18 protein-coding genes are annotated in these 23937 nt (G+C 69.3%); 3 read left to right on the top strand and 15 right to left on the bottom strand.

Annotation, left to right across the window (positions count from 1 at the left end):
* Positions 1-44 precede the first annotated feature (44 nt).
* A complete protein-coding gene (locus ACQCX5_RS14665; RefSeq protein WP_434541930.1) occupies positions 45-1415 on the top strand; it encodes an MmgE/PrpD family protein in 1371 nt (456 codons plus the stop codon).
* Here ACQCX5_RS14665 and ACQCX5_RS14660 read toward each other — a convergent pair.
* The 11 genes from ACQCX5_RS14660 to ACQCX5_RS14610 all read right to left on the bottom strand — a co-directional run bounded on the left by ACQCX5_RS14660 (position 1412) and on the right by ACQCX5_RS14610 (position 16795).
* Positions 1412-2593, bottom strand: a complete 1182-nt coding sequence (locus ACQCX5_RS14660) for a TIGR04053 family radical SAM/SPASM domain-containing protein (RefSeq protein ID WP_434541929.1) — start codon at positions 2591-2593, stop codon at positions 1412-1414. The two genes, ACQCX5_RS14665 and ACQCX5_RS14660, sit on opposite strands and share 4 nt — an antisense overlap.
* Entirely contained in the window at positions 2580-3974 is a 1395-nt protein-coding gene (gene hemG / locus ACQCX5_RS14655) for a protoporphyrinogen oxidase (protein WP_434541928.1), read from the bottom strand. The genes ACQCX5_RS14660 and hemG overlap by 14 nt, the downstream gene beginning before the upstream one ends.
* Positions 3975-4333: 359 nt before the next feature.
* A complete protein-coding gene (locus tag ACQCX5_RS14650) occupies positions 4334-6010 on the bottom strand; it encodes a S8 family serine peptidase (RefSeq protein ID WP_434541927.1) in 1677 nt (558 codons plus the stop codon).
* A gap of 89 nt (positions 6011-6099) precedes the next feature.
* Entirely contained in the window at positions 6100-8379 is a 2280-nt protein-coding gene (gene purL, locus ACQCX5_RS14645) for a phosphoribosylformylglycinamidine synthase subunit PurL (RefSeq protein WP_434541926.1), read from the bottom strand.
* A 43-nt stretch (positions 8380-8422) separates the two neighbouring features.
* Positions 8423-9553: an ABC transporter ATP-binding protein gene (locus ACQCX5_RS14640; protein ID WP_434541925.1), complete on the bottom strand. Its 1131-nt coding sequence runs from the start codon at positions 9551-9553 to the stop codon at positions 8423-8425.
* Between the two features lie 50 nt (positions 9554-9603).
* Positions 9604-10899 carry an ABC transporter substrate-binding protein gene (locus ACQCX5_RS14635; RefSeq protein WP_434541924.1) on the bottom strand — a complete coding sequence of 432 codons (1296 nt, stop codon included), beginning with the start codon at positions 10897-10899 and terminating at the stop codon, positions 9604-9606.
* A 49-nt stretch (positions 10900-10948) separates the two neighbouring features.
* Positions 10949-11875: a carbohydrate ABC transporter permease gene (locus tag ACQCX5_RS14630; RefSeq protein WP_434541923.1), complete on the bottom strand. Its 927-nt coding sequence runs from the start codon at positions 11873-11875 to the stop codon at positions 10949-10951.
* Positions 11875-12816: a carbohydrate ABC transporter permease gene (locus ACQCX5_RS14625; protein ID WP_434541922.1), complete on the bottom strand. Its 942-nt coding sequence runs from the start codon at positions 12814-12816 to the stop codon at positions 11875-11877. Before ACQCX5_RS14625 ends, ACQCX5_RS14630 begins: the two co-directional genes overlap by 1 nt.
* Before the next feature lie 77 nt (positions 12817-12893).
* The gene (gene pepN, locus ACQCX5_RS14620; protein WP_434541921.1) at positions 12894-15494 is read right to left on the bottom strand and encodes an aminopeptidase N; all 2601 of its coding nucleotides are present in this window, start codon (positions 15492-15494) and stop codon (positions 12894-12896) included.
* A 9-nt stretch (positions 15495-15503) separates the two neighbouring features.
* Positions 15504-15959 carry a hypothetical protein gene (locus ACQCX5_RS14615; protein ID WP_434541920.1) on the bottom strand — a complete coding sequence of 152 codons (456 nt, stop codon included), beginning with the start codon at positions 15957-15959 and terminating at the stop codon, positions 15504-15506.
* Positions 15890-16795: a hypothetical protein gene (locus ACQCX5_RS14610; protein WP_434541919.1), complete on the bottom strand. Its 906-nt coding sequence runs from the start codon at positions 16793-16795 to the stop codon at positions 15890-15892. The genes ACQCX5_RS14615 and ACQCX5_RS14610 overlap by 70 nt, the downstream gene beginning before the upstream one ends.
* A 426-nt stretch (positions 16796-17221) precedes the next feature.
* Here ACQCX5_RS14610 and ACQCX5_RS14605 point away from each other — a divergent pair, with 426 nt between their 5' ends.
* Positions 17222-18283 carry an alcohol dehydrogenase catalytic domain-containing protein gene (locus ACQCX5_RS14605; RefSeq protein ID WP_434541918.1) on the top strand — a complete coding sequence of 354 codons (1062 nt, stop codon included), beginning with the start codon at positions 17222-17224 and terminating at the stop codon, positions 18281-18283.
* A 21-nt stretch (positions 18284-18304) separates the two neighbouring features.
* On the opposite strand, the gene dhaL is transcribed toward ACQCX5_RS14605, so the two are convergent.
* The 4 genes from dhaL to ACQCX5_RS14585 all read right to left on the bottom strand — a co-directional run bounded on the left by dhaL (position 18305) and on the right by ACQCX5_RS14585 (position 22839).
* Positions 18305-18937 carry a dihydroxyacetone kinase subunit DhaL gene (gene dhaL / locus ACQCX5_RS14600; protein ID WP_434541917.1) on the bottom strand — a complete coding sequence of 211 codons (633 nt, stop codon included), beginning with the start codon at positions 18935-18937 and terminating at the stop codon, positions 18305-18307.
* A 3-nt stretch (positions 18938-18940) separates the two neighbouring features.
* On the bottom strand, positions 18941-19936 hold the full coding sequence (locus tag ACQCX5_RS14595; protein ID WP_434541916.1) for a dihydroxyacetone kinase subunit DhaK: 996 nt from the start codon (positions 19934-19936) through the stop codon (positions 18941-18943).
* A gap of 1062 nt (positions 19937-20998) precedes the next feature.
* A complete protein-coding gene (purQ, locus tag ACQCX5_RS14590; protein WP_434541915.1) occupies positions 20999-21670 on the bottom strand; it encodes a phosphoribosylformylglycinamidine synthase subunit PurQ in 672 nt (223 codons plus the stop codon).
* Entirely contained in the window at positions 21667-22839 is a 1173-nt protein-coding gene (locus ACQCX5_RS14585) for a phosphoribosylaminoimidazolesuccinocarboxamide synthase (protein ID WP_434542201.1), read from the bottom strand. Before ACQCX5_RS14585 ends, purQ begins: the two co-directional genes overlap by 4 nt.
* Before the next feature lie 78 nt (positions 22840-22917).
* On the opposite strand from ACQCX5_RS14585, the gene ACQCX5_RS14580 reads away from it, so the two are divergent.
* The gene (locus ACQCX5_RS14580; protein WP_434541914.1) at positions 22918-23934 is read left to right on the top strand and encodes an aldo/keto reductase family protein; all 1017 of its coding nucleotides are present in this window, start codon (positions 22918-22920) and stop codon (positions 23932-23934) included.
* Positions 23935-23937: the final 3 nt, after the last annotated feature.

Raw genomic sequence — 23937 nt, 5'->3', positions numbered from 1 at the left:
CATCTGTGTACTGTTGACAGTATCACAATTCAGAAGGGATCCCCATGGGCACCGCAGAGACCGCCATCGCCACCGCAGCCGCCTCGGGTACGTGGACAGCAGCCGTGACGCTGCACCGTGCCCGGGTCGCCATCACCGACACCCTGCCCGTGGTCATCGCGGGCGCTCCCCTGCCGCAGGCCGCCTGCGCAGCCGCCACCGTGTTCGCGACGGGCTCGTTCGACCTCGCGGCACGCGACTGGCTCGCTGACCGCATGCTGGCCGTGGACGACGCCGCGTTCGTGCTCGGCACCGCCGCGCACAGCCTCGACTGGGACGACTACCACCACCCCATGCACGGCCACTGCAGTTCGGTGCTGCTCGGCACCCTGCTGCCCCTGGCCGAGGCCCTCGACAGCACCGGTGCCGAGCTGGTACAGGCCTACCTCGCGGGCTACCAGGCCGACCACCTGACCTCACTGGCCCTGTCGCATGCCCACTACCGCCGCGGCTGGCACGCCACCAGCACGATCGGCACGATTGGTGCCGCGGCAGCCGCCAGCCGCCTGCTGCGCCTCGACACACAGCGCACGGCCACCGCGCTCGCCATCGCCGCCTCGGGTGCCGCCGGCATCCGCGCCAACTTCGGCACCATGACCAAGGCCTTCCATGCGGGCAACGCCGCCCGCGCCGGCATCCAGGCCGCACTCCTGGCCCGCGCAGGCGCGACCGCCAGCCCCGACTGGCTGCTCGGGCCCAGCGGCATGCTCGCCTGCTTCGGTGGCGAATTCGAAGCCCTCGAGGCCGAGCGCCAGGTGCGCGAGGGCGCCGAGCAGCCGCACGGCATCGAGAGCCGGTGGGGACTCATCCAGAAGCTGTACCCCTGCTGCGGGTCAGTGCACGGGGCGCTGGCGGCGGCCATCGATGCCGTGACCGATGCCGGCGTCCCGTCGTCCGACATCACCCAGGTGGTCGCCCACGTCGACCCCCTGGTCACCCAGATCATGCGCGTCGGGCGCCCGGTTGATGCCGAAGGTGCGCGCTATTCGCCCACGTGGCTGCTGGCGGCGGCGGTGGTCGACGGTGCCGTGGGGCCCGACCAGGTGGGTGACAAGGCGCTGGGTCGCCAGGACATCCATGACCTGCGCGCCCGGGTCGAGGTCATCACCGACCTGGGCGCCAACGACGACACCCGCTTCGGCGGTCGCGTCGACGTGCACCACACCGGCGGCACCTCGAGCGCCGTGGCCACCTACCCGCCGGGTCACCCCGCGGCACCCCTCACGCCAGCCCAGCTCGAGGCCAAGTCGCTGACCGCGTTGGGCACCGTCATGGACGAGGCCCGGGCGCGGCGCCTGCATGACGCGATCGCCGACCTGCACCACGCCCCGGTCCGGCACCTCACCGGACTCATCCGCGCATCGCTGGACGCCTAGTTCGCCCACCCCGCCGGGATGTAAGGGCACGTCGGGTCCGCGGCCAACGGGTCACCGGTGACCGCATGCGCGTGCGAGCGCGAGCCGCCGCACACCGTGTTGAACTCACACACCCCGCATTTGCCGCCGAACTCGTCGGGTCGACGCAGCTGGCGCATCATGTCGGCGTTGCGGTAGATGTCCCGGAACGATTCGCGGGTCACATTGCCGCACACATAGGGCAGGAACCCACTCGGGTAGACGTCGCCGATGTGGTCGATGAACGCGAACCCGTTGCCCGAGTTCACCGCCATCGGCGCGCGCGGCACGCGCGGCCTATCGGGCGCTGCCCCGAGCAGCCGGGTGGTCTCGGCGGTGAGCCAGTGCCACAGTTCGCCGCGTTGCGGCATGGGGACGCCGTCGCGGCGCCAGGCATCGCGCTGCAGCGCCACCCTCCGGTACTGGGGTGCCTCGGTGGTCTTGATGGCGATGCGGTCCGAGACATCGTGCAGCCAGTGCAGCACGTCCTCCTTCTCGTCCGGGTGCAGCGACGAGAGCTGGGCGCCACGGCCGGTCGGCACCAGGAAGAACAGGTACCACATCTTCGCGCCCATGCCGATGACGTCGGCGAGCAGCAGCGGCAACTCGCGCACGTTGTGACGGGTGATGGTGGTGTTGACCTGCAGCCTGAAGCCCTCGTCCATGATCATCGCCGCGGCCTCGACGGTGCGCGCGAACGTGCCGTCAATGCCCCGGAACGCATCGTGCGTGGCGGCCCTCGCGCCGTCGAGCGAGACCGACATGGCCTTGCCGCCGGCGTCGTGCAGCGCGGCGACGCGCTCGCGGGTCAGCTTGGGGGTGACCGACGGCGAGACCGACATCGCCAGGCCCAGGTTGGTGCCGTGGCGCACCAGGTCGGTGAGGTCGGCGCGTTCGAAGGGGTCTCCCCCGGTCAGCACGACGATGGGTTGTGGACGACCGAACGCCGCGATCTCGTCGAGCAGTTCGACGCCCTGCGCCGTGGTCAGCTGGTCGGGGTGGGCCCGGTGTTGCGCGTCGGCGCGGCAGTGTTTGCAGACGAGCGCGCAGGCGCGGGTGACCTCCCAGATGACGATGAACGGGCGGTCGTGCGGGTCGTAGTGGCCCATCCGCACGACGGGGGTGGTGCGCGTGGTGGTGGCCTGCTCAGTGGTGGACATGCTGCCTCGATTCGCTGGGTTCATGGAGTGCCGTGACCAGGTCGTCTGCCCGCGCCTCGCCCGAGGCAATGGCCGAGCTGACCCCGATGCCGTCGTACGGTGCGCCGGCCAGCACGACGGGCGGCAGGTCGGCGAGGGCATGGCGCACCGCGAGCAGCCGCTCGGCATGGCCGACCTCGAGTTGCGGCATCGCGCCCGGCCAACGCTCGACGTGCGCCTCCGCGTGCGCGGCAGGCAGCCCGGCGATGGTGTGCAGTTCGTGGACGACCCGGGCCACGAGGTCGTGGTCGTCGAGCGTGGCCAGACGGCCCTCGCCGACCCGCCCCACCGACGCGCGGATGATGCGCAGGTCGGGGTGGTGCATGTGGGGCCACTTGCGGTCGAGGTTCGTCATGGCCTTCACGAGGTGCCCGTCGCGGGCCCGCAGCAGCAGTCCGTTGGCATTGAGCAGCTCATCGTCGGTGCGGGGGTAGGCCAGCACCACGGTGGCGACGTCGGCGGTGCGGCCGACGCGCAGGGCCTCCGCAGCGGCGGCCGCGTGGGGGGCCAGAAGGTCGGCGGCCACGGCAGCCGGGCAGGCCAGGGCCAGGGCGTCGACGGTCAGGGTCTGGCCCGCGGTGTGGATGGTCCAGCCCGCAGCAGCCGGCGTGATGGCCCGGACGGGTTGACCCAGCCGCACCTCGAGCCCGCCGGCCAGGGCCCGGGCAAACTCGGTGAGGCCACCCGGCAGCGAGGCGAAGGCATGTCCCGGCTGCGTGCGTCCAGTGGGTGTGTGGGGACGAGGCAGACGCGGGCGCGGCAGCAATGAACGGCCCTCACGGGCTGCGGGCACGAGCTGGCGGGCCGTCGAGAGCAGCGAGAGCCGGTCGATGGCGCCGCCGTGCAGGTTGCCGAGCATCGGTTCGACGAACTGTTCGGCCACCTCGTCGCCGAACCGGGAGCGCACGAACCGCCCCACCGACACGTCGCCCTCGATGCGTTGCCACGGGGCCAGCAGCGGCTCGAGGCCTGCGCGCACCAGCCCGGCCGGGGACAGGATCCCCGAGCGCAGCACCGGCCCGATGCGCGTGGGCCCGACGGGGCCGACGCCGGCGGGCAGCGGTTTCAGTCCGCGGCGCGTGAGCAGCAGCGACGTCCCGGGGTTCGCGGGGACGACGCGCTCGCCCAGACCGAGCTGGTCGAACCAGCGCGCGACGGCCGGTGACGCCAGGTGCACGGCCTCGGCCCCGACGTCGACCGTTTGGCCCCACAGGTTGCGGGTGCGCACCTGGCCGCCCACCTGGTCAGCGGCTTCGATGACGATGGGCGTGATGTCGGCTTCACGCAGGCGCTGGGCCAGCACGAGCCCTGCGATCCCCGCCCCGACGACTGCGACCTGCACTGCATCCCTTCTCGGGCGGGGCAGATGCTCCGCCAGCACGAAGAGAGCCTAGGAGCCCGGGTCAGCCGTGATTCGGCGGGGGTGGGGTATTGGGCCCAGTGTGACCCCGCGATGGGCTTCATCGGGGGCGGCGGTGGGGGTACCGGCCCACAGTGGTGCCGAACCGTTCGAGTACCGACAGTTCGGCACCGCTGGAGCCCCCACACCTGCACAGGTGACACCAGAGTCACGTCCGCAGGCCAGAACGCCGAAACCACCCGCATTCGTGACACCAGCGCCACGTCTGCACCCCCAGGGCCACCATGGACGAGATCAGGAGCCGCCACCTGATGGATGCCCGAGCCCGACCCCGGCCCTCGTCAGCCCACCGTCACCAGCACGGTGCCCGACCGCACCCCGCCCGTGACGACCCACACCGCATGCCGTCCCGGGGCCAGTCCCGCGGGCAGCGTCGCCGTGATCCGCCGGTCGTCGACGGTCGTGAACGAGGCCTGCTTCGAACCAACCCACACCTCGGTCACCCGGGTGAACCCCGAGCCGCTGAGCGTCAGCGCCTGCCCGGACACTCCCGCCGAGGCCAACTGTGGCACCCGCGCGACCGCCGCCGCGGCGTCGAGGATCCCGGCGCCGCAGCCATCGCACGATGGTGCCCGACGAGCCGACTCGACCAGGATCGCCTCGAGCTGGGCCAGGGTCAGTCGCGGGTTCAGCGACAGCAGCAACGCCGCGACCCCTGCCACATGGGGGGCGGCCATCGACGTGCCGCTCATGCCCTCATAGGTGTAGCCGCCCTGGTTGGTATAGGTGTCGGCCAGGATGGTGCTGACGATGGGATTGCTGGTGCCGTCACCGCCGGGAGCCGCGAGGTTGACGGCAAGGCCGTAGTTTGAATAGCTGGCCCGCCCGGCGTCGCGGGTGTTGGACGCCACGGTGAACGCCCCCTGGCAATTGCCCGGCGAGAATGTCGAGGCATCTTTGCTGAAGTTGCCCGCAGCCACCACCGGCAGCGCCCCCAGGTTGCGCACGGCCCGCACGGCGATGCCCATCTCTGTGTAGCACCCGGCCTCGATCCCCAGCGACATGTTCAGCACCCGCGCCGGGTAGGGGTTGGGCGCCATGCCCGGCACCTTGCCACCGGCCGCCCACACCATCGCATCGATCAGGTCGGCCTCGCTGCCCTGGCAGCGCCCGAGCACCCGGATCGGCACGATCCTTGCCGTGGGGGCCACCCCCGCCACGCCGATGCCGTTGTTGCGTCGCGCCCCGACGATGCCCGCCACATGCGTACCGTGCCAGCTGGACACCTCACTCGTGTCCAGGCAGTAGTCACCCGGGTCCGTGGGGTCCCCGTCACGTCCGTTGCCGTCGCCCGCGTCGATGGCATCAGCGATGAAGTCGTAACCCCCGAGCCAGGCCCCGACCAGGTCGGGATGGTTCGTCCTGCCCGAGTCGAGCACCGCCACCCGCGCGCCCGCACCCAACGACCGGTCCCACGCGGGGCCGATGTTGATGCTGCCGGCAGAGGTGTCGGTGACGGGGTGCAACGACCACTGCTGCGGGTAGCGCGGATCGGTCGCAGTCGCCGCGCGCCGCACCTTGCCGTTGACCTGCGCATTCACCACCCCGGGGTCGGCGGCCAGCGCCGCGCTGAACGCCTTCGCGTCACCCGCGACCTGCACGAGGTGGGCACCCGTGGCCAGTTCGCGCTGCACCTGCGGGTTGGTCACCCCGGACGCCCGTGCGGCCCGCTGCAGTACCGCATCCCGGTCGGCCCCGGCCACGAACCGGACGATCACCTGGCCGCGGATGTGGTCGGTGGGCTCTGGCGTGGCGGGCTTGCTGGGCGCGGCCGACGTGCTGGGCGTGGCCGGCGTGCTCGGCTGGGCAGTCGGCCCGTCCGTCGGCGCAGCAGTCGTCCCAGCGGTCGTCGGCGTGGCCCCCGGCCGCTGGGTGCCGACCGGCCCCGGCAGCGCCGGCATCCCGTTCGGACCGAGCACCGGCCCCCACCAGACGGCCGACAGCATGATGGTCGTCACGACCATTTTCCAGTTGAACAGCCAGGGCATCTGCACCGCGGTCTCCGATCGTCGCCGACAGGCTACCGGCGATCAGAGCCACATTTTGGTCAGCCCAGCACCTTCGGAAGCACTCCCGACCACACCTCGCGCACCTTGTCGAGCGGCAGGCTGAACAGCGACGAGACCTCGATGCTGTCCTCGCCGGTCACCTCGCCGATGCGCTCCATCGGCACACCATGCTCGGCGCACAGCTGCTCGAAGCGCGGCATCGACGCACCCGACAGCGTGACCAGCGCGCGTCCAGCCGATTCGCTGAACAGCTTCAGCGTGTCATCGAGCGCGACCCCGTCAACCGCCGGCACCGAGTCGAGCGTCAGGGCGACGCCCTGGTGGTGGCGCAGCGCGCTCTCGACCAGGCCCATCAGCAGCCCGCCGTCGGACAGGTCATGGGCCGAACTCACCAGGCCCTCGCGCGACGCGGCGATCATCACCTTGGCCAGCGCCTGCTCGGCAGCCAGGTCAACCGTGGGCGGCATGCCACCGAGGTGGCCGTCGTGCACGGCATCGGCCCAGACTGAACCGGACAGGTCGTCCCCGGTGCGGCCCAGCAGCACCAGCGCATCGCCGGGATGCTGGAAGCCCATGGGATTGCGCTTGGCGACGTCGTCGATCACGCCGAGCATGCCCACGGTGGGCGTCGGCAGGATCGGCGTCGCACCGGTCTGGTTGTAGAAGCTGACGTTGCCGCCGGTCACGGGGGTGCCCAGCTGCCGGCAGCCGTCGACCAGGCCCATGATGGCCTCGAGGAACTGCCACATCACCTCGGGGTCCTCGGGCGAGCCGAAGTTGAGGCAGTCGGTGATGGCGACCGGTTCGGCACCGGTCACGGCGACGTTGCGGTAGCTCTCGGCCAGCGCCAGCTGCGCACCCAGGTAGGGGTTCAGGTAGCAGTAGCGGCCGTTGGCGTCGAGCGACAGGGCGATGCCCAGGCCGGTCTCTTCGTCGATGCGCAGCATGCCCGAGTCCTCGGGCTGGGCCAGCACCGAGTTGCCGCGCACGTAGCGGTCGTACTGGTTGGTCACCCACGACTTGTCGGCGCTCAGCGGCGACGAGATCACGGCCCAGGCCTGGTCGAGCAGGCCCTCGTCCGTGGTGGCGCGGGGCAGGTTGCTGGCCGAGTTGGCGTTGACCTCGTCGATCCAGGCCGGACGGGCCAGGGGTCGCTCATAGACCGGGCCCTCGTGGGCCACGGTCTTGGGGTCCACGTCCACGATGGTTTGGCCGTGCCAGTCGATGATCAGCCGGTCGCCCTCGGTGACCTCTCCGACGACGGTGGCCTGCACGTCCCACTTGGCGCAGATCTGCATGAAGCGCTCGACCTTGGCCGGTTCGACCACGGCCATCATCCGCTCCTGCGATTCCGACATCAGGATCTCTTCGGGCGACAGGGTGGGGTCACGCAGCGGCACGACATCAAGCTCGACGTGCATGCCGCCGTCGCCGGCGCTGGCCAGTTCGGACGTGGCGCACGAGATGCCCGCGGCACCGAAGTCCTGGATGCCGCTGATCAAGTCTTCGGCGAACAGCTCGAGCGTGCACTCGATCAGCAGCTTTTCCATGAACGGGTCGCCGACCTGCACGCTGGGGCGCTTGCTGGGCTTGGTGTCGTCGAACGTCTCGGACGCCAGGATCGACGCGCCACCGATGCCATCGCCTCCCGTGGCTGCGCCGTAGAGGATGACCTTGTTGCCGGTGCCCGAGGCGAAAGCGCGGTGCAGGTCCTCATGCTTGAGCAGGCCGACGCACAGCGCGTTGACCAGTGGGTTGCCGTAGTAGGACTCGTGGAAACTGACCTCGCCGCCGACGTTGGGCAGGCCGAGACAGTTGCCGTAGCCGCCGACACCGGACACGATGCCGGGCAGGGTACGGGCGGTGTCGGGGGCATCGAGTTCACCGAAGCGCAGCGAGTCCATGACGCCGATCGGGCGCGCGCCCATGGCCAGGATGTCGCGCACGATGCCGCCGACGCCGGTCGCCGCGCCCTGGTAGGGCTCGACATAGGACGGGTGGTTGTGCGACTCGGCCTTGAACGTGACCGCATAGCCCTGGCCGATGTCGACCACACCGGCGTTCTCGCCGATGCCGGCCAGCAGCGGCCCGCGCGGGGTGGTCTGCTCGAGCGCGCCGAAGCGCTTCAGGTGCACCTTCGAGCTCTTGTACGAGCAGTGCTCCGACCACATCACCGAGTACATCGCCAGCTCGGCGCTGGTGGGGCGCCGACCCAGGATCTCGCGGATGCGCTCGTACTCGTCCTGCTTCAGGCCGAGTTCTGCCCAGGGCTGCTCGGACTCGGGGGTGCTGCGTGCGTTCTCAACGGTATCGACCACGGGTCACAATCTACCGGGCTGGAGCGCCGGCCCCGGCCCCCTCTCAGAGGTACTCGAGATTGATCTCGGTCGCGGGGTCGAAGAAGTAGCTCTCACCGAAGCGGGGACGCGCCGAGAGCACATCATCGACGCGGAAGGTGCGGCGCTTGTCGGCCCGCACGACGACCCGTCCGCCGCGGATGCTGACGGTCGAATCGGCCGTCATGAGCGGCTCGCAGTACAGGTAGGCCTCAGAGCCCAGGTGCTCGACCAGGATCACCTTGAGCGGCACGGTGTCGGGCAGGCGGTCGCCGCCCACGCCCAGGATCTCCCAGGCCTCGGGGCGCACGCCGGTGATGACCCGGCCCGTGGTGGCCCTGGCCGCAAGCTCGCGCTCGATGCCGAGGTCGACGACGTGGCCCTCGCCCAGCACGGCGCGACCATCCTCAATGGCAACCCCGTCGATCAGGGTGATGGCGGGCGAGCCGATGAACCCGGCCACGAAGGTGTTGCCCGGGTGCTCGTACAGGTGGGTCGGGGTGTCGACCTGCTGCACGATGCCGTCCTTCAGCACGCAGACCCGGTCACCCATGGTCATGGCCTCGGTCTGGTCGTGGGTGACATAGACGGTGGTCACGCCCAGTTCACGCTGCAGCTGCGAGATCTGGCCGCGAGTGGCCACGCGCAGCTTGGCGTCGAGGTTCGACAGCGGTTCGTCCATGCAGAACACCTTGGGGTCGCGCACGATGGCGCGGCCCATGGCGATGCGCTGGCGCTGGCCGCCCGACATGTTGCCGGGGCGCACGTCGAGCAGCGGCTCGAGTTCGAGCATCTTCGCGGCGCGGGCCACCTTCTCGGCGATGGTGGCCCTGGGCACCTTCGCGTTCTCGAGCGCGAACGCCATGTTCTGGCGCGCGGTCATATTGGGGTACAGGGCGTAGCTCTGGAACACCATGGCCGTGTCGCGATCACGGGCCGGCACCTCGCTGACGTCGACGCCGTCGATGAAGATCGAGCCTTCATCGACCGGCTCGAGGCCGGCAAGCATGCGCAGCGTGGTCGACTTGCCGCACCCGGACGGCCCCACCAGCACCAGGAACTCGCCATCGTCGATGGTGAGGCTGACGCGGTTGACGGCCGGGGGCCGTGCGGGGTCATAGATGCGGGAAGCCTGCCGGAACTCGACAGTGGCCATGGTGTTCTCCGATCAGAGCAAAGGATCAGGGCTGAAGGTGGTGGTCAGGCTCACTTGATGAGCGGCTTGATGTCGCGCTCGTAGGCCTTCTGGGTCTCGCTGGACAGCTCGCTGAAGACCTTGTTGACGTCCTGGCCGCCGATGGTGATCTTGTCGAGGCCACCGCCGATCAGGGCGCCGCCGCCGGGCACGAACACGCGGGCGAAGTCCTGCGGCGCGGTGTTCTCGTTGAGCTGCTTGATGGCGGTCATCGCGTTCGGGTTCTTCTCGAGGAACGCCTTCTCGGACGGGTCGTCCACGGCGTCCTTGCGCACGGGCATGTAGCCGGTGGCCTGGGTGAACTCGATGGTGTTCTTGGTGTTGGTGAGGAAGTCGACGAACTTGACGGCGTTCTTCTTGCGCTCATCCGAGATGCCGTTCGGGATGGCGAGGCCGGCACCGCCGGTGGTGGCACCGGGCTTCGGGCCGGGCAGGTAGGTGGTGATGAACGGGAACTTCGCGGCCTTGGTCAGGCCGGTCAGCGAACCGGTCGACTGCAGCAGCGCCGCGGCGCCGCCGATGCCGAAGGTGTTGTTGGCGTCCTTGGCGATGGCGATGTGGCCCTGCTTGAACTGGTCGGCCAGGAACTTGCCGGCCTCGATCGACTCAGCCTTGGTGAAGGTGGGCTCCCACTCGTTGGAGTAGGCGCCACCGAAGGTCCAGATCATGCCCTGGAAGTACCAGTCGAGGTAGCTGGTGCCGTCGGGGATGATCAGCGCCGGCTTGCCGTCCGCAGCGGCCTTCAGCTTGGGTGCCCACTGCGCGAACTCGTCCCAGGTCTGGGGGCCCTTGGTCGGGTCGAGGTCGGCCTTCTTCATCACGTCGGTGTTGAAGTACATCAGCGTGGTCGAGCGGGCGTAGGGCATGCCGTAGTGCTTGCCGTCATACGCGTAGTCCTCACGCAGCGTGTCGACGTAGCTGTTCGCGTCGATGCCGTTGTCCTTCCACAGGTCATCGAGCGGGGTGGTGGCCTCGTTGAGGGCGAAGTTGAACCAGGTCACGTCCGAGGCGACGATCACGTCGGGCAGGTCACCACCGGCGAGGGCGGCGTTGAACTTCTGGCCGAGCTCTTCGTAGTTGGCGCCGCCGTCGACCAGAGTGGCCGGGGTGTCCGGGTTGGCCGTGTTCCAGGCCTGGATCATCTTCTGTTCGATCTCTTTGGACGAGCCCGGGTGGTTCGACCAGAACTGGATGGTGCCGTTGCCCTCCTGGCCGGCGTTGCCCGAGCCACAGGCGGCCAGGCTGCCCAGCGCCAGGGTGGCGGCACCGGCCCCGGCGACGCCGAGCAGGTTGCGACGATTCAGCATTTCGTTACCTTTCACTGTGGCCCGCGGGCGGACCTGGGGGGTGGGCTGGTCAGCCCTTGACGGCCCCGGCGGTGAGGCCCTTGATCATCTGCTTCTGAAGGATGATGAAGATGATCAGGATCGGGATGGTGGTGAGCACGGTGCCCGCCATGACGGGGCCCCAGTTGGTGAGGCCTTCGTTCTGCTGCAGTTGGGTCAGGCCGACCGGCAGCGGCGCGACCGATTCATCGCTGGCGATCAGGAACGGCCACAGGTACTGGTTCCATTCGGTCACGATCGTGATCAGGGCGAAGGCGACCACGGTGGGCCACGACATCGGCAGCACGACGCGGAACAGCGTCCGCATGAAGCTGGTGCCGTCCAGGCGGGCGGCCTCCATGATCTCGGAGGGCAGGCTGAGGAAGTGGTTGCGCATCAGGAAGGTGCCGAACGCGACACCGGCGAGCGGGATGATCACGCCCTGGAAGGTGTTGCGCCAGCCCAGGTTGGCCACCAGCGCGTAGTTGCTGATGATCGTGATCTGGTTGGGCACCATCAACGCGGCGATGACCAGCATGAACAGCAGGTTCTTGCCTGGAAAACGCAGGAAGGCGAAGGCATAGGCACTGAGCACGCCCAGCGCCACCTCGACCACCGTCAGGATCCCGGTGATGATGACCGAGTTGCGCAGGTAGGTGCCGAACGCCACGGTGTCGAACACGTAGGCATAGTTGCCGGGCTCGAACGGGTTCGGCCACCACGTGATCGGGTCGGAGTAGATGTCGGCATGCTGCTTCAACGAGGTGATCACGATGAAGTACAGCGGCACCACGATCATGGCCACGGCCACGAGCAGCGCGGCATAGCCGAATGCCTTGGCGGCAGGCCCGGACTCGCCGGGGTCGCGGTGGTGGCGACGCTTGACCACCTGGTCGCCGGAGCCCTGGTCGGCAGCGGCGAGCGGGGACGTCGTGACCGCCGGGATCGTCTCGGTCATCAGTGGGCTCCCTTGTCCTGCAGGCGCACCTGGACGACGGTGATGATCAGCACGACGGTGAACATGATCGTGGCGACCGCGGCACCGTAACCGGCACGGTTGTTGACGAAGGTCTCCTGGTACACCTGGAAGACCATGGTGGTGGTGCCGTTGCCCAGCGGGCCGCCCCCGGTCATGACGTTGATGATGTCGAAGACCTGGAACGAGTTGAGCAGCACCGTGATCAGCAGGAAGAACGTGGTGCCACGCACCTGCGGTAGTGTCACCTTCCACAGCCGGCGCCAGGCCGACGTGCCGTCGATCTCGGCGGCCTCGTCAAGGTCCTTGCGGCGGCCCTGCAGCGCGGCCAGGTAGATCACGAACACATAGCCGAGGTTCTTCCAGATGTAGGTGACCGTGATCATGAACAGGGCCCAGCCGGGCACCTGGTAGAAGTTCGGGCTGGTGACGCCGATGCGGTCGAGCAGGTCCTGGATGAGGCCGAAGCCCGGGTCGAACACGAACTGGAAGGCCACGCCGATGGCAGCCCCGGCGATCACGTAGGGCGCGAAGACCAGCGACCGGACGAAGCCGCGACCGCGCAGCTTCTGGTCGAGCAGCAGCGCCAGCGCCAGGCCGAGGATCATCGAGCCGGCCACCGCGGCAACGGTGAACACCACGGTGTTCCACACGATGCGGGGGGTGTCCTCGGCGGTGAACCACTCGATGTAGTTGTCGAGGCCGATGAAGCGCATGCGGCTCGACGAGATGTTCCAGTGGTAGAACGAGATGCGGATGTTGTCGAGCAGCGGCCGATACGTGAACACGATCAGCAGGATCAGGTTCGGCAGGATCAGCGCGGCTGCCAGGCCGATCTCGCGCCAGGACACCCGCTGGTGGTGTCGCGGCGGTTCAACGGCCGGGTCGTGGCGCACGACCCCGGGGATGCTGTGAGTGGTCACGAGCGACGAAATTATGCGGCGTCGATGACCTGCCGGAGTCGCTCACACGAACACAAAACGAGAGAAAAGTAACAAGATCATGAATAGTGACGCGCGCCAGTGTTCGCCGCCTGCACCCGCAGCTGCCGTTCGGCTGCGTCAAGCGCCTCGATGACCAGCCGCCGCAGCGCCTGTGGAGCATCGTTTCCGGCCGCCAACCACGCGTGCGCCCGGCTGACCGTCTCTGGGGTGGCCGGCGGGAACAGCCCCCCGACCAGCCGCTCGGCGATCTCGATGGAATGCTCGCGCCACAAGGTCGTCAGCCGGTGGAAGTATTGCGCGTCGGCATCGGCCAGCAGGTGGCGCGACAGGGGTTGACGCAGACCGACCAGGGCGGCATCCACCTCGGCATTCGAGACCACACCGGGGGTGATGATGCGGGCCAGCACCTCGTCCTTGATGCGCACCTCGGGGCGCGAGGCGCGGGCAGAGAGGTGTTCGAGGCGTCCGTCCAGGGTTTCGTCGCGCGCCAGTTCGGCGGCCAGCGCCTGGTCGTCCAGGTCGCCGGTCGCGGCGCAGGCCCGGACGAGGGCCCAGCGCAGGTCGACACCAAGCCCACCGAGGCCAGGATCTTCAAGGCCGGCCGGGGGCTGCGCGATGAACCGCTGCACGCGGGCCGAGCAGCCCGGCACGACCGAGGCATGGGCGGCCATCGCCCGGGCCAGCACCAGTTGGCTGTCGGAGCCGGCCGCGGCACCGGCCAGCAGCGCCTCGAGCGCGGCCAGGTGGGCCTCGCGGGCCGCGGGCCGGGCCGCCGGCGGCAGGAACCCCTCAATGGCGGCGTGGGCATTGGCCAGCAGGGTGGTCAGCGTCGCCGCGTCGGACTCGGCTGCCGCGTGCCGCTCGACGGCCTCGACGTAGTGGGCCACCGGCATGAGCCCGTCGCGGACCATGATCCAGAACTGGCTCCAGAGCAGCGCGCGGGCCAGCGGGTCGTCGAGGGTGGACAGGTGCTCGCGGGCGGTGGCAAGCGAACGCTGGTCGAGGATGACCTTGGCATAGGTCCAGTCGTCGTCGTTGACGAGCATCAGCGCCGGGGCGGGCTGGCCGGCCAGCTGTGCCAGCTCGATGCCGGCACCGCTGAGCTCGACGGGCATGAGGGCGCCGCGCCGCTGCAATCGTCCATCGACACGGTCGTACAGGCCGACCGCGAGGGTGTGCGGGCGCCCGACCACGGCGCCGGTGCGCCGGTCGGTCGACTGCTGGTCGATGACGGCGCGGGTGATCGTGCCGGCGTCGTCGACCTCGAGCACCCCCGTGAGCGTGTCGGGCCCGGCGGTCTCGAGCCACGCCCGCGCCCACTCGGTGAGGTCTCGTCCCGAGGCCTGCTGCAGCGCCTCGATCAGGTCGGTGAACGTCGTGGACGAGAACGCGTGCTGCCGGAAATAGCGCCGCGAGCCCTCGAAGAACGCCTCGACACCGACGTGGTGCACCAACTGCTTGAGCACTGAGGCGCCCTTGGCATAGGTGATGCCGTCGAAGTTCTGCTTGGCGGCCTCGATGTCGGGGATGTCCGCGGCGATGGGATGGGTGGTGGGCAGCTCGTCCTGGGCATAGGCCCAGGCCTTGCGGCGGCCCGCGAACCCGACCCAGCCTTCAGGAAAGCCCGCGGCCTCGACGTTCGCGTGGCCGCCCATGTACTCGGCAAAGCTCTCCTTGAGCCACAGTTCGTCCCACCAGCGCGGGGTGACCAGGTCGCCGAACCACATGTGCGACATCTCGTGCTGGATGGTGTTCGAGCGTCCGGCGAACTGCGCGCGCGTTGCCGCGGAGCGGAACAGGTACTGCTCGGTGAACGTGACGCAGCCCGGGTTCTCCATGGCGCCGAGGTTGTATTCGGGCACGAAGACCTGGTCGTACTTGCCCCAGGGGTAGGGATAGTCGAAGTTCTCGTGGAAGAACGTCAGCCCGGCCTTGGTCACCCTGAACAGTTCCTCAGTGTCGAGGGTCTCGGAGCGGGTGGCCCGGCACCACAGGCCCAGCGGGATGGTCAGGGAGCCGTCGGGCGAGGTCCAGGTGTCGGTGACGCCGTGGTAGGGGCCGGCGACGATGACGGTGATGTAGGTCGACAGCGGCGGGGTCTCGGCGAAGTCGTGCTGGGTGCCGGTGCCGGTGGTGGCGGCCTGGTTCGAGACCTCGGGCTGGTTCGACAGCACCGTCCAGCCCTCGGGGGCGGTGACGTGGAACGTGTGCCGGGCCTTCAGGTCGGGCTGGTCGAACTGGGCATGGACGCGCCGCGAGTCCGAGGGTTCGTACTGGGTGTAGCAGAACGTCTGGCCGTCGGCCGGGTCGATGAAGCGGTGCAGGCCCTCGCCCGAACGGGAATACCGGGCGCGACCGGACACGGTCACCTCGTTGGTGGTGGTGCCGTCGTCATGCAGCCCGGTGACGGTGACCGTGGCGCCGTCGTGGTCGACCGCGACCGGGGTGCCGTTGACGCTGACCTCGTCGACCTCACCGTCGAGGAAGTCGATGCCGATCATGGGCACGGTCGAGGTGAACCGCAGGGTCGAACGCGAGTCGAAGAACGGCTGGTCGGCGTCGGGCGCATTCGTGATGTCGAGCCAGACCTCAATGGTGTCGAGGACGATGGCCTCGCTGCGGTGACGGGCAGTGTCGCGGCTGAGGTTGGCGGTCATCGGGCCAGCCTATTCCGGCAGGAGCAGTTGTCCGGCTGCGGCGAGCAGTTGTTCGAGGCTGCCGGCCGCGAACGGCGCGGGCATGCCGTAGTAGCGGTGCGCGTCGACCACCTCGTAGCCGCCATGCTGGTACTCGTCGCGGGGTGGCAGGTAGCCCGGCACGCCGTCGCTGTAGCCCAGCACCAGCGTCGGGCCCTGCTGCGACCCACGCAGCGCCCGCAGTGTGTCGGCCGCGGTCAGGAAGGGTTCGCCCGGCAGTGTGACGATGCGGGCCCCGCCTATGCTGACCACCACGACCCGGCCGGACCATGAGGTGGGCAGCACCGGTTGGGCGAGCATCTGCTGTGCCCACGCCAGCCACAGGTGCAGCAGCGGGGCCAGCTCGGGTTCGGTGGTCAGGCGCTGTCGCCACGAGGCGACGTCGGCGGTGACGGCCGCACGGTCGAAGGACTCGAAGGCCAGCACCACCGGGTGGTGGGCGGCTGCGGCCCGGTCGTCACCCAGGATGGGTTCGAGTGGGGCATCGAGGGCCGCGGCGCCCAGCGCTCGTCCGATGCGTTCGGCATCATCGAAGGACCGCGCGCCGGCCCCCGTCGCGGTGAACGAGGCCTCGGCGGGTGGCCGTCGTTGACGTCGCCTGCGGCGCCGGTCATGAAGATGCAGGTGCTGCCCGGGTGGGCCGCTTCGACCTGGTCACGCAGGGCGGCCACGAAGTCGGCGCTGACAAGGGTGTTCGACGCGTCGAGCACGACCGGGTGGCACGGGTGGGTCACCAGCGTGGCAATGCGCCGATCACTCGCGTCGTCGAACGCGAGCACCTGCACGGGTGGGTCGATGGGACGGTCAAGGTGGCGGCGGTTGTGGGCGATGCCGGCACCGTGCTGCTCGCCGTGGCTCGCCCGTGCAGGCACCACGCCGCCGGCGGCCATCAGGACGGCACGAATCGCGGTGCGGCCGGCGGCAGTGCGCACCTCGGGGGATTCCCGACCGAGGCGTCCGGGAGTGATGCAGGCACCGGCATGGGTGTGGGTGGCGGCCACGACGACCTCGTCGACCACGCCGTCGTCGAGCAGCCGGGTGCGGATGGACTCACAGGTGCGCTCGTGCAGGGCACAACAGTCGACGGCCACCAGGGCGACCCGGTCGACGACCAGGGCGCGCACGGTCATGGGGTCGGCGGTGCCGGTGCTGGGCGAGGTGCGGGCGGCATAGCCCGACATCGGGGTGCCGATGGGTACCGGCACGTCGAGGCTGGCAGCGCCGACGAGTCCGCGCCAGGGGGTGGGGGCTGGGCCAGACATGTTCCCAGCATGGCGGCTGGCACGCGCGCACAACAGGGGTTCACCCGCTTGTGACACGACCGTTCGCAGGTCGACACGTGCCTTGTCGACGTTCCCCCTTGACGCAACGCTGGCGCCAGAAGTGCAACCTGCGGGTGCCGACACCAGCCGCTGGGCGCCACGCGAGCGTCCACGGCTGACCCCGGACGGTCCTCGCCCCGAAATCCTTGCTCCTGTGCAAGGACTTGGCCCGGATCAGCCCCACCCGCCCGAAATCCTTGCCCCTGTGCAAACTCTTCGCCCAGACCCGCCCCAGCAGAGCGCCCCGAACCGGTCGATCGAGCCGCACACGTGACACCCACGCCAGAAGTGCAACTTGCGGACCGCGAGACCCCAGCCGCCACACGCCACGCGGGCGTCCACGACCACCCCGGATAGTGTGGGCGAATGCTGGCCTACGAATACCGCCATCCGAGCGCCACCACCGCTGAGCCCGTCCTGGCACTCGTCGAACGGCCCGACCCCGTGGCCGACGAGGGCGAATTGCTGATCGACGTCGCCGCCTCGGGCATCTGCGGCACCGACCTCAAGATCGCCCGCGGCCAGCACCGGCTGTACCCGCCGGGCACGGTGCGGGTGCCGGGCCATGAGGCCGTCGGCATCGTGGCCCAGAACCGCAGCGGTGATGCCCGTTTCGACCCCGGCACCCGGGTGGCCGTGGCACCGAACATCGCCTGCGGGCAGTGCCGTCCGTGCCGGCGGGGTCTGGGCAACCTGTGCGAGAACTACGCATCGGTGGGGCTGACGTTCGACGGTGGCTTCGCGGAAAAGGTGCGCATTCCAGCCGCTGGCGTGGCTGCGGGCAATGTGCAGGTCGTGCCCGAGCATCTCGACCTGCGGACGGCGGCCCTGGCCGAGCCGATCGCGGCGGTGGTGCGGGGCCTTCGTCCCTTGCAGGTCACCCGCGATGACAGCCTGCTGATCTGCGGCGCCGGACCCATCGGGCTGATCGCGCTGCTGGTCGCCAAGCACCGCGGGGTCGGCAGGGTGCTGGTGAGCCAGACCTCGGCCCACCGCCGCCGGATTGCGGGGCAGTTGGGTGCAGACGTGACCCTCGACCCCCGCGATGGTGACCTGGCCGACCAGGTCAGGGCCCACACCGATGGGGCGGGTGCCGATGCGGTGGTGGTGGCGACACCCATCGGCGAAGTGTTCGCGGACGCCCTGCGGTGCGCGGCCAAGGGTGCCCGCATCAACTTCTTCGCCGGGCTGCCCTCGGGTGCCGGGGTGGTGGGGCTGGACGCGAACCTGGTGCACTACGGCGAACTGGTCGTGACCGGGTCGACGGCCAACACCAATGCCGACTTCGCCGAGGCGCTCGACCTGCTGGCCGGAGCACCGGAGCTGTTCGCGCCGCTCGTGACGGGGGCGTTCCCCCTGGCCCGGGCCGATGAGGCATTCGCCGCGGCCCGGGCAGGGGAACAGTTGAAGGTGCTGCTCGAACCCTGAGTTTCAGGCGTCCTTGTGGGTTCAGGTGTGCTCGATGCCGTCGGCGATCGTTGCCAGCAGGATCGCCACCGAGATGGAGCCGGGGTCGCGGTGACCGCGGGCCCGCTCCCCCAGCGACTTGGCCCGCCCGAACGCGGCCACCATGTCGGTGGTGGCTACCGAGCCCCGTTCGGCGGCCTCGGCCGCTGCCCTGGCTGCCGCCTCGAGCCCATCCCCGGCCGAGGCACGGGCGGCCTGCGCCGCGGGGATGAGGGCGTCGAGCATCGTCTTGTCGCCGGCCGCGGCCTTGCCCCTCGTCCCGATCTGGTCGGCGGCGGCCTCGAGCGCCGAGGCGTAACCCTCGGCGTCGAGCTGGTCACCGGTCAGCACCTTCGCCGGTGCGCGGAACATGGTGCCGAAGATCACCCCGGACGCCCCGCCGCTGGCGGCGAGGACGGCCGATCCGATGGTCTTGAAGGCCTCGCCGACAGTGGCGAGCTCGGCCTGCTGCAGCGCCTGTTGCCCGGCCCCGAAGCCCCTGGCCATGCCCTCGCCGTGGTCACCGTCACCGGTGGCACGGTCGGCATCGCCGAGTTCTTCACGGGCGTCGATGATGGCCTGGCAGGCAGCCAGCAGCACGGTGCGGGTCTGGTCGATGGTGAGAGTTGCTGCCATCGTTCAGGCCTGGGTGAAGGGCACCGACTCGCACGGCGCGGCAATGAGTTCGGCGATCTCGTCGGTGAGCTTGAGCAGCGTGAGCGAGAAGCCGGCCATGTCCTGCGAGGTGAACGGTGCGCCGATGTCGGTGCGGTCGACGGTGATGCCCTTTTCTTCCAGCAACTGGGCGATGCGGCGGTAGACGATGAGCAGTTCCATCTGGGTGGTGGCACCCAGGTTGTTCATCAGCACCGCGACATGGTCGCCGGATTCGAAGGGCAGGTCGACCAGGATGCGGTTCAGCATGTTCTCGGCGATGTCGTCCGCGCTCTGCAGCTTGGTGCGCTCGACGCCCACCTCGCCGTGCACGCCCAGACCGATCTCGATCTCGTCATCACCCAGCTCGAACGTGCGCTTGCCGGTGTCGGGCAGCACACCGGCGCGCAGGGCGATGCCGATGGTGCGGGTGTTGAACTCGACACGCTCGGTCACCGCGGCGGCCTCGTCGAGTGACAGGCCCTTGGCGCAGGCGGCACCGGCGGCCTTGACGACATAGAAGGCGCCGCCGATGCCGCGGCGTCCGTCACGGTCAGGGGTGGCGACGTCGTCGCGCACGAGCACGGTCTTCGAGACGACACCGTTGTCGGCGGCATCCTCGGCACCCAGGTCGAAGTTCAGGATGTCACCGGCGTAGTTGCCATAGACGACCAGCACACCGGCGCCGGCGTCGGCAGCCTCGATGGCCTCTTGCACATGCTGCGGGGCGGGCGCGGCGAAGATGTTGCCCGACACGCTGGCGTTCGCCAGGCCGGGGCCCACGAAGGCGCCGTACATCGGCTCGTGCCCGGATCCGCCGCCGACCACCAGGCCGACCTTGCCCTGTTCAATCTTCGTGCTGCGCACCACGCGCGAGCCGGGGTCGCGGGTGAGCAAGCCCCGCGAGATGGCGACCAGCCCGTCGAGGGTCTCGTCGACGAGATCCTCGGGCTTGTTCATGATCTTCTTTGCCTGTGCCATGACTACCTCTTCGTGGTCAGAGGGCGCGCATCATTGCGTGCCTGTGGACCACGCTACAGGTGGGTCTGGAGGGAGTGCTGGGGTACCCGGACGTCGGAGTGCGCGGGGGTGGATTTTGCTCAGACGAGCGGTCCTGGACGAGCCCTGATCATGCACTTGTGACGCTGGTGCCGCGAATGCAGCCCGAACCGGCTCGGCGAGCTGCACAGGTGACGCTGGCGCCAGAAGTGCAGCATTTGGGCCGGGCGACCCGGGCCGCCACGCGCCATGCGATCGTCCGGACGACCCGGACGAGCCCCGCACCTGCATTCGTGACACTGGAGCCAGAAGTGCAGCCCGAACCGGCTCGGCGAGCTGCACAAGTGACGCCGGTGCCAGAAGTGCAACATGTGGGCCGGTCACACCCCGGCCGCCACGCGCCATGCGATCGTCCGAACGACCCCGGACGAGCCCCGCACCTGCATTCGTGACACTGGAGCCAGAAGTGCAGCCCGAACCGGCTCGGCGAGCTGCACAAGTGACGCCGGTGCCAGAAGTGCAACATTTGGGCCGGTCACACCCTGGCCGCCACGCGCCACGGGGGCGTCCACAGCAAACCCAGGACCAGAAGAACTCCCCAAGGACGAGCCCCGCACCTGCATTCGTGACGCTGACGCCGGAAGTGCAGCCCGAACCAGCTCCGCGAGCTGCACAAGTGACGCCGGCGCCAGAAGTGCAACATTCAGGCCGGTCACACCCGAGCCGCCACGCGCCATGCGTTCGTCCGAACGACCCCGGACGAGCCCCGCACCTGCATTCGTGACGCTGGCGCCGGAAGTACAACCCGAACCAGCTCCGCGAGCTGCACAGGTGACGCCGGCGCCAAAAGCGCAACATTTGGGCCGGTCACACCCCGGCCGCCACGCGCCACGGGGGCGTCCACAGACCAACCGGACGACCCCCGCACCTGCATTTCCCGCGCCGGTGCACGACATGCAGCCCGAGCCGCCTCCGCGGGCTGCAATTCCCACGCCGACGCGCGAAATGCACCCACGAGCCGGTCAACCCGACCGCGTCAGGCCCTCACACCCTGGCCAGGAACCGCTGCACCGAGCTGAAGAACGGGCGTCCGTCCAGGCTGGGGCTGGTCAGCTCTTCCATGTTGTGCTCGGGGTGCGGCATCAGGCCCACGACGTTGCCACGCTCGTTCGTCACGCCGGCGATGTCGTTGCGCGAGCCGTTCGGGTTGTCCAGGTAGCGGAAGACGACCTGGTTGTTGCCCTCGAGCACCTTCAGCGTCTCGTCGTCGGCGATGTAGTTGCCCTCGCCGTTCTTGAGCACGATCGTGATCTCCTGCCCCTGCTCGAAGTCGCAGGTCCAGGTGGTGTCGACCGACTCGACGCGCAGGCGCTGGTCGCGGCAGATGAACTGGCGCGACTCGTTGCGGATCATCGCCCCCGGCAGCAGGTGCGACTCACACAGGATCTGGAAACCATTGCAGATGCCCAGCACCGGCATGCCCTTGTTGGCCGCGTCGATCACCGAATCCATGACGGGGCTGAACCGGCTGATGGCCCCGCACCGCAGGTAGTCGCCGTACGAGAACCCGCCGGGAAGCACGACGGCGTCCACACCCGTCAGGTCGTCAGAGGCATGCCACAGCGGCACCGCCTCGGCACCCGACAGCGTCACGGCCCGCAGCGCGTCGTGGTCGTCCAGCGAGCCCGGGAAGGTGACGACACCAATGCGGGTCACTGGGCCGACCCCTCAACCCGCACCGTGAACTGCTCGATCACGGTGTTGGCGAGCAGCTTCTCGGCAGCGTCGGCAACCTGGGCGAGCACCTCATCGGTCACCTCGCCGTCGACCTCGATCTCGAATCGCTTGCCCTGGCGCACGGTCAGGCCGTCGTAACCGAGGCGTGCGAGCGCACCGGTGACGGCCTTGCCCTGCGGGTCAAGGATCTCGGGCTTGGGCATGACATCGACAACAACGGTGGCCATGGGGGCGATCCTATCGGTGTTGGCCGTCGGCACGAATGCCGTCCCGACCAGACGGGCATATGCGTCGAGGTAGCGCTGGCGCGTCGCGTCGACAATGTGTGGCGGCAGCGGCGGCGGGGTGGTGTCCCAGGCCTTGTCCCAGCCCGATTCGTGAACGAGCCAGTCGCGCAGGAACTGCTTGTCGAAGCTGTCGAGGCGTTCGCCCGGCTGCCAGGTGGTCGCGTCCCAGAACCGGGACGAATCAGGCGTGAGCACTTCATCACCGAGCACCAGGGTGCCGTCGGGGCGTCGACCGAACTCGACCTTGGTGTCGGCGAGCAGGATGCCCCGCTCGCGGGCGACCTGTTCGGCGTGGCGGTAGATCTCGATGCTGACGTCACGCAGCTGCGCGCCCAGCTCGGGGCCGGTGGTCTCGAGCATCTGCTCATAGGTGATGTTCTCGTCGTGCTCGCCGAGTTCGGCCTTGGTCGCCGGGGTGAAGATCGGCTCGGGCAGCCGGTCGCCGTCGCGCAGGCCCTCGGGCAACGCGATGCCGCAGACGGTGCGCGACTGCTGGTACTCGGCCCATCCCGACCCGGTCAGGTAACCCCGGACGACGCATTCGACCGGCACCATCGCCAGCTTCTCGACCACGACTGACCGCCCCGCGACCCTGGCACGGTCGGCGGCCGGCACCTCGTCGGGCACGTCGGTGGTGAGCACGTGGTTGTCGACGATGTCGCCGAGCTGGTCGAACCACCACTGCGACAACTGGGTGAGCACAGCGCCCTTGTCGGGGATGCCCGGGCTCAGCACGTGGTCATAGGCGCTGATGGCGTCGGTGGCCACCATCAGCATGCGTTCGCGTCCGGTCTGCGGGTCTGGGCTCAGCTCATAGAGCTCGCGCACCTTGCCGGCGTGGATCAGGGGCAGGTCAAGCATCGGCACCTGTACAGGGTAATCGCGCGGGCACCCGGAGCGTTGTCAGCGCGTAAATCCGGACGGGTGTAGGAATGGGGCATGGAGTATCGCTTTCTTGGCTCGTCGGGCATGCAGGTCACCGAGATCACGTACGGAAACTGGCTGACGCACGGGTCACAGGTCGAGAACGAGACCGCCACGGCCTGCGTGCACGCGGCGCTCGACGCCGGCATCACCAGCTTCGACACCGCCGACGTCTACGCCAACACCGTCGCCGAGAGCGTGCTCGGCGAGGCGTTGAAGGGCCAGCGGCGCGAATCGCTCGAGATCTTCACGAAGGTGCACGGCGCCATCGGCCCCAAGGGCCCCAACGACCGCGGCCTGTCACGCAAGCACATCCTCGAGGCGATCGACGGCTCGCTGACCCGGCTGCAGGTCGACTATGTCGACCTGTACCAGGCCCATCGCTACGACCACTCCACCCCGCTGGAAGAAACAATCCAGGCGTTCGCGGACGTCGTGCGCGCCGGCAAGGCGATCTACATCGGCGTCAGTGAGTGGACGGCAGACCAGCTGCGGGCCGGCCAGGAACTGGCGACACAGGCCGGGTTCCGCATCGTGTCGAACCAGCCGGAATACAACATGGTGAGCCGCATCATCGAGACCGAGGTCGTGCCCGAGTCGCTGGAGCTCGGCATCGGCCAGATCGTCTGGTCGCCGGTGGCCCAGGGCGTGCTCACCGGCAAGTACCTGCCCGGCCAGCCCACCCCTGAGGGGTCGCGGGCGACTGATGCCAAGGGTGGCAACCGCATGGTCGAGGGCTGGCTGTCGAACCCGGGCCTGCTCGAGGCAGTGCAGAACCTGCGCCCAATCGCCGCCGACATGGGGCTGTCGATGGCCCAGCTGGCCGTGGCGTGGGTGCTGCAGAACCGCAATGTCTCGAGCGCGATCATCGGCGCGAGCCGACCCGAGCAGATCGCCGAGAACGCCAAGGCATCAGGCGTCGACCTGCCCGAAGAACTGATGGTCCGCATCGACGAGGTGCTCGCCGACCACGTCGTCACCGACCCCTCGCTGACCGCGCCGCGCAGCCCCGCGAGCCTGCGCAGCTGGTAGTCA

The organism is Aestuariimicrobium sp. G57 (assembly GCF_050110855.1).
Lineage (GTDB): Bacteria > Actinomycetota > Actinomycetes > Propionibacteriales > Propionibacteriaceae > Aestuariimicrobium.
The sequence above is the reverse complement of the archived record's forward strand: the minus strand, read 5'-3'. Positions and strand labels throughout refer to the sequence as shown.

What these genes read in the sequence shown, in the direction of transcription:
- dhaL (WP_434541917.1), bottom strand. Translation starts at nt 18,937, where the DNA reads ATGGCAGCAACTCTCACCATCGACCAGACCCGCACCGTGCTGCTGGCT.
- ACQCX5_RS14585 (WP_434542201.1), bottom strand. Translation starts at nt 22,839, where the DNA reads ATGCTTGACCTGCCCCTGATCCACGCCGGCAAGGTGCGCGAGCTCTAT.
- ACQCX5_RS14580 (WP_434541914.1), top strand. Translation starts at nt 22,918, where the DNA reads ATGGAGTATCGCTTTCTTGGCTCGTCGGGCATGCAGGTCACCGAGATC.
- ACQCX5_RS14635 (WP_434541924.1), bottom strand. Translation starts at nt 10,899, where the DNA reads ATGCTGAATCGTCGCAACCTGCTCGGCGTCGCCGGGGCCGGTGCCGCC.
- ACQCX5_RS14610 (WP_434541919.1), bottom strand. Translation starts at nt 16,795, where the DNA reads ATGTCTGGCCCAGCCCCCACCCCCTGGCGCGGACTCGTCGGCGCTGCC.
- ACQCX5_RS14630 (WP_434541923.1), bottom strand. Translation starts at nt 11,875, where the DNA reads ATGACCGAGACGATCCCGGCGGTCACGACGTCCCCGCTCGCCGCTGCC.
- ACQCX5_RS14660 (WP_434541929.1), bottom strand. Translation starts at nt 2,593, where the DNA reads ATGTCCACCACTGAGCAGGCCACCACCACGCGCACCACCCCCGTCGTG.
- ACQCX5_RS14605 (WP_434541918.1), top strand. Translation starts at nt 17,222, where the DNA reads ATGCTGGCCTACGAATACCGCCATCCGAGCGCCACCACCGCTGAGCCC.
- pepN (WP_434541921.1), bottom strand. Translation starts at nt 15,494, where the DNA reads ATGACCGCCAACCTCAGCCGCGACACTGCCCGTCACCGCAGCGAGGCC.
- ACQCX5_RS14640 (WP_434541925.1), bottom strand. Translation starts at nt 9,553, where the DNA reads ATGGCCACTGTCGAGTTCCGGCAGGCTTCCCGCATCTATGACCCCGCA.
- ACQCX5_RS14665 (WP_434541930.1), top strand. Translation starts at nt 45, where the DNA reads ATGGGCACCGCAGAGACCGCCATCGCCACCGCAGCCGCCTCGGGTACG.
- ACQCX5_RS14595 (WP_434541916.1), bottom strand. Translation starts at nt 19,936, where the DNA reads ATGGCACAGGCAAAGAAGATCATGAACAAGCCCGAGGATCTCGTCGAC.